The sequence below is a fragment of the Arthrobacter sp. H14 genome, from assembly GCF_000520495.1.
Taxonomy (GTDB): domain Bacteria; phylum Actinomycetota; class Actinomycetes; order Actinomycetales; family Micrococcaceae; genus Arthrobacter_C.
Window position 1 is genome coordinate 1 of record NZ_AZRX01000488.1, and the last position, 5,073, is coordinate 5,073.

Below are 5,073 nucleotides of genomic sequence, written 5' to 3' on the forward strand. Positions count from 1 at the left end.
CCTGCCGCAGCCGAGGCGTGGCGGGAACTAGACAATCATGGTGGATGTTCACCAGGGGAAACCAACAGTGGGTGATCCTTCCCGCTGCGTCGCTCGGTCTTCGTGAGCTCGGTTGAGAAGGGTGGCACCCGCGAGGCCACGAAGACCGAGCGATGGTACCTATAACTGGGCTGCGGCTAGCGCCGCACTGGCCAGTCCGAGGACAAAGTTCGCGCCGGTGAGCTTGTTGGGGCTGATCCAGGGGACGTCGAGGAGGGCGGCGACTCGGTCCAGCATCGGCGCTAAGTTGGGGACGGGGCCGGGTATCAAACATTACGTGCACGGCTCCTTCGTCGGGACCGGAGGGCGTAGATCAGGCCAGCGAGGGTGAGTATGCCGAGGGCGGCAGCCGCGAGGGTCGCCGGCCACCCGAAGTTCAGGCCGAAGGCGCCCAGGGCGAGGAAACTGACGGTGCCGGGCAGGATGCCGACCATGGTGCCCAAAAAGTAGGGCCACCACCCCAGCGCGGTGAGCCCGGCGGAGTAGTTAATGGCCGTGAACGGAAGGACAGGGACCAGGCGCACCCCGACGACGGCGATGAATCCGCGGTGGCTCAGGACCTCGTCGACTTTCTGAACCCGCGTTCCCGTGAACTTCTCGACAGCGTCCCGGCCGAGGTGGCGTCCGAGCCAGAACGCGGCGGACGCACCCAGCAGGGCCGCCCCATACACGAGCATCAGTCCGGGCCCGAAACCGAACAGGACTCCGGCGGCGATCGAGAGCACGTTCTTGGGCACCGGCGCCAGGGTCAGGGCCGCGTAGCCGAGGACGAATCCGACGGGGCCCCACCAGCCGGCACGTTCGACCCGTGCGCGCAGTTCCTCAACGTCGGGGATCGGTACCGTCAGGACGATGACGGTTGCGGCGACGATGATGATGCCGAGTATCAGAGCCCGCCGGAGCGGTGTCAGCAAAGGTTTGCGGTGGTTGGTGTGATGCTGCATGGTCTCCCGCCATAGATCGCCCGATTGCGGTCCGTCAGGGGCCGGACCCGCTTCGAAGAATACGTGAACTTACTCTATCGATCCCAGAAGGACCTATGAACCGCTCACCATCCTCCTTGCCCCGGTCCCACCCATGAGTTGTGCCTGTGATGGCCGCTGCCGCGGTTCTCGTGCTCAGCTCCTGCGCCAGGCGGACCCACCGAAACCCCCACCCCGTAAGGGTCCTTCGAGGACGTCCGCGCTGCGGAAGTCGCCGAAACACCGTTCACCGCGTTCGGGTCCCGGAAGAAGTCAGAGCGCGTCGCCGGCCGCCTAGGTCAAAGCATGGAACGCGAACCCGCACCCGCACCCCTTCATCTGGAATGGTCGGGATGCTCGTGACGTGGTAGCGCTCGACGAGATCATGTTGAGTGTCGATATCGATGCGGTAGCCCTCGAACAGCCCGGGATGGGTCGCGCTGAACTGCTCGAGGATGGGTTCGTGGGCCAGGCAGGGCGCGCAGCTGGCTTGCCAGAAGTCGAGAAGCACGAGTCCTGGGCGCGCGGGTGATGGTGTTCAACTGCGTGCTGTTGATCAGAGGAAAGCTGCTCATGGTCGTGTCCTGTTCTTGCCGCGTCTATTCGGTGTCGTCTCGAGTGGTGTTGGCGCGCCCGACGCTGCCGATGGCTTGGAAGAGGAGGGATGGGCGTCCGCCGATGCTGTTGATGAAGATCGTGGTGACGGACAGTGCCATCGCGACCATTGCCCAGACCGGGTAGACAAGGCCGGTGGTCGCCAAGGGGATGCCGACGCCGTTAAACAGGAATGCCAGGCCGACGTTCTGGCGTGTGCGGCGGTAGCTGGACCGGCTGATCTGCCGTGCGGTGATGACGGAGCGGAGGTCGTCGCGCACGATGATGACGTCGGCAGATTCCACGGCGATGTCGGTGCCGCCGCCCATCGCGACGCCCACGTCCGCTTGCATGAGTGCGGGGGCATCGTTGATGCCGTCTCCGACCATGACCACGCGGGTGCCGGCCGCTTGGAGCTTGCGGATGATGTCCGCTTTGTCTTCGGGCAGCGCGCCGGCGTGAACGTCGTCGATGCCCAACTGGCCAGCGACGTGGCGGGCTGCCCGTTCATTGTCGCCGGTGACCATCACTGGGGTGAGACCGGCGTCGCGCATCTGAGCCAGCGCTTCGATTGCGTCGGCGCGGATTTCGTCGCCCAGTGCGATGACACCCAGTGGTTCGGCGTCGGCGCTGACGGCCACGACGGTACGGCCAGCGGCCTCGAGCCGGTCGATTGCGGCGGTAAGCCGGCTCAGCTCCACGCCGCGCTCGACGAGGAACCCGGGGCGCCCGATGAGTATCCGGCGGCCGGCGACGCGGGCGCTGACCCCGAACCCGGTCACCGACTCGAAGTTCTCCGCAATCGGCAGGGAGAGGCCACGAACAGTGGCGGCATCGACGATTGCCCGGGCCAAAGGATGCTCCGAGGAGGACTCGGCCGCCGCAGCGACGACCACGAGCTCGTCCTCGTCCACCAGTGCTTCCACTTCGCGTACGGCAGGGTGACCCTCGGTCAGAGTTCCGGTCTTATCCAACACGATGCTTCGAACCTGTCCGAAGGTCTGGAATGCTTCGCCGGTTCGCATGATGATGCCCAGGTCCGCGGCTTCTCCCGCGGCTCGGACGATCGCCAGGGGCGCGGCGATCCCGACCGCGCAGGGGTACCCCATGACGAGTACGCCGAGCCCGGCGAACACGGCACGCCGTACATCCGGTTCTCCGGCGAAAATCCACGTGCCGAGCAGCCATCCGAGCAATGCGACGGCAGCGACGATCAGCACCGTTGGGGTGTAGACGCGGAGCACACGGTCGACCAGGTGCAGGATGCCCGGCTTGAGGGCGCGGGCGTCCTCTACGTGACGGACCACCTGCGCGAGGAAACTGTCGGTCCCGACCCGGGTCGCTTGCACGAGCAGCGTGCCGGAGGTATTGATCGATCCGCCGATGACATCATCGCCGATGCTGCGCTCGATCGGGACCGGTTCCCCGGTGACCAACGACTGGTCGATGGCGGAGTATCCGTCGATGACGCGACCATCCACCGGAATCCGTTCCCCGGGACGGACCCGCACGAGATTCCCGGAGGTGACCTGGGCGAGCGGCGCATCCTGCTCGATTCCATCGCTGACGACACGGGCGGTGTCGGGTTGTAGATCGAGGAGCTTCTTCACGGCCTGGCTAGAGCGCGTTTTCACCAGCAGGGACAGCCACTCCGAGAAGATGTGGTAATTCGCCACCAACACGGTCACGGCAAAGAATGGAGCCGTGGGATAGTCCGGTAACAGACCGGTCAAACCGATGGCGCCACCGAGGATGCCGGCGAACGCGCCAACTTCCAGCAGCACGTGCTGATTGAGGATGCGCCGCCGTCCGGCTTGGTACGCCATGCGCAGAATGTGCGGGGCGATTCCGAACACCACTACCAGTGCCAGGACCCCCGTGACCCATCCGGTGGCGACGCCGCCGAGCAACCCGGATTCCCGGGCTGCGTACGCGAGGGCAGACGGGGCAATTATGGCTACGGCGCCCAACGCGGCTCGAGTGCGTCCGGTCGGACGCAAGATCGCGTAGGACACCGGCACCATGAGGGCGATCACCGAAAGCGGAACCAGTATCGACCAGACCCCGGCAACTTCAAGGATCAGGGCGATCGCGGTCAGGCTCGCCGCACCCGCGAACAGCAGCCGTTTGCCCTCCCGGACGAGATCAGCCTCTTCCTCCTCGAACGGTCTCAGTTTGCGAGGGTCGTACAGGTCGTACCCGATATCGCGCAGCGTGCCGAGGATGCCTTCCGGGGAAATCGTGGCAGGGTCATAATCCACCAACGCTTGTTCATGGGTAAGGCTGACGGCGACCTGATCCACCCCCTCCATCCGACCGAGCGCCTTCTCGATCGTTCCCGTACACAACGAGCAATGCAGGCCGGCAATGCGCGCGCGAATACGGGCATGTCCCTCCAGATTGCTTGGTTCCTCAGCCCACAAGTCTTCGGTGCCCGACCGCGTTACAGCCTCCGTCACGGCGTTTCTTCCGTACCGACGACCTCGTAGCCAGCCACAACGACTCGTTCCTTCACCGCCGCCTCGTCGGTGGTGGACCCGTCGAAGCGCTCCCGCACCTCACCGGTCTCGTGGTTCGCCTGCGCCTCTCGCACCCCATCGAGACGGCGCAGGGCAACGCCCAGTCGTTGCTCACAACCCGTGCACGTCATGCCTTCCACCTGCAGCGTTGGATCATTCATGCGGATAACCTCGAATTTCTCTTCAACCGGACTGCCCATCGGCAATCCACCTATAACCCGCACGCTATACCTTCCACTCGGATGGAAGGTCAAGGGGAGTCAACGCGGCCTGTCAATGGTTCAGTCTGCACGGGGCGTTGTGGCGGTTGACCCTCCAGTGGCGGGAAGGTGCAGGCTGAATAGGGTCGGCAATCTGCCGGACCAAATCGAAAGGATCGAAATGTCACTCGTAGACGACCGAACCCAGCAACTCATCGACGTGCTCGCCACCTGCGTAGCGAAGTGTGAAGCGTGCACTCTGGAATGCGCTCGACAAGGCGACACGACCCTCGCTGACTGCATCTCGCTGTGCGCTGACTGTTCCACGCTATGTCAGGCCTGTATGACGCTTCTCGCTCGAGGAAGCCAATTCTCGAACGCTCTCTGCATCGTCTGTGCAGACGCGTGCGACGCCTGCGCGAAGGAATGCGAAAACAAGGGCATGACCGAATGCGCCGAAGCCTGCCGTGCTGCCGCGAAAGCATGCCGAGAAATGGCATCTGCCTGATCGGCCGGGCCACCGGCGTCTAGCTATTCATTGTGTGCGGGAAGCTTCTCCCGAACGTGGTCTATCAGTCGACAGCTAGTACCGGCCACCGGCGGCGGTAGGCGGTCTGCTTCCACCGACAGTGCCGAGAGTTGCTCTCGCAACTCGTTCAATTCACGGATCCGCTGATCGATGCTGCTCATCTGGGCGTCAAGCACGCCTCGCACGTATGAGCATGGAGCCTCACCCCGCTCTTGAAATCGCAGGATCTC

The 5,073-nt window shown here is 64.4% G+C and carries 6 protein-coding genes; 1 reads left to right on the forward strand and 5 read right to left on the reverse strand.

What is annotated here, in order from left to right:
• Positions 1-305 precede the first annotated feature (305 nt).
• The 4 genes from Y707_RS22590 to Y707_RS0101620 form a co-directional block, all read right to left on the reverse strand.
• A complete protein-coding gene (locus tag Y707_RS22590) occupies positions 306-983 on the reverse strand; it encodes a TVP38/TMEM64 family protein (RefSeq protein ID WP_035779894.1) in 678 nt (225 codons plus the stop codon).
• A 265-nt stretch (positions 984-1,248) separates the two neighbouring features.
• On the reverse strand, positions 1,249-1,512 hold the full coding sequence (locus tag Y707_RS33370) for a thioredoxin family protein (RefSeq protein WP_081744553.1): 264 nt from the start codon (positions 1,510-1,512) through the stop codon (positions 1,249-1,251).
• Positions 1,513-1,600: 88 nt separating this feature from the next.
• Positions 1,601-4,054: a heavy metal translocating P-type ATPase gene (locus tag Y707_RS22595; RefSeq protein WP_035779896.1), complete on the reverse strand. Its 2,454-nt coding sequence runs from the start codon at positions 4,052-4,054 to the stop codon at positions 1,601-1,603.
• Positions 4,051-4,275: a heavy-metal-associated domain-containing protein gene (locus Y707_RS0101620; protein ID WP_026533812.1), complete on the reverse strand. Its 225-nt coding sequence runs from the start codon at positions 4,273-4,275 to the stop codon at positions 4,051-4,053. The genes Y707_RS22595 and Y707_RS0101620 overlap by 4 nt, the downstream gene beginning before the upstream one ends.
• Positions 4,276-4,495: 220 nt before the next feature.
• Between Y707_RS0101620 and Y707_RS33615 the strand changes: the two genes are divergently transcribed.
• Positions 4,496-4,822 (forward strand): four-helix bundle copper-binding protein, encoded by a 327-nt coding sequence (locus Y707_RS33615; RefSeq protein WP_503487599.1) that lies wholly within the window; start codon positions 4,496-4,498, stop codon positions 4,820-4,822.
• 23 nt (positions 4,823-4,845) lie between these two features.
• Here the strand turns inward: Y707_RS33615 and Y707_RS33375 are convergent, their stop codons facing one another.
• On the reverse strand, positions 4,846-5,070 hold the full coding sequence (locus Y707_RS33375; protein ID WP_442853269.1) for a MerR family DNA-binding protein: 225 nt from the start codon (positions 5,068-5,070) through the stop codon (positions 4,846-4,848).
• Positions 5,071-5,073 lie beyond the last annotated feature (3 nt).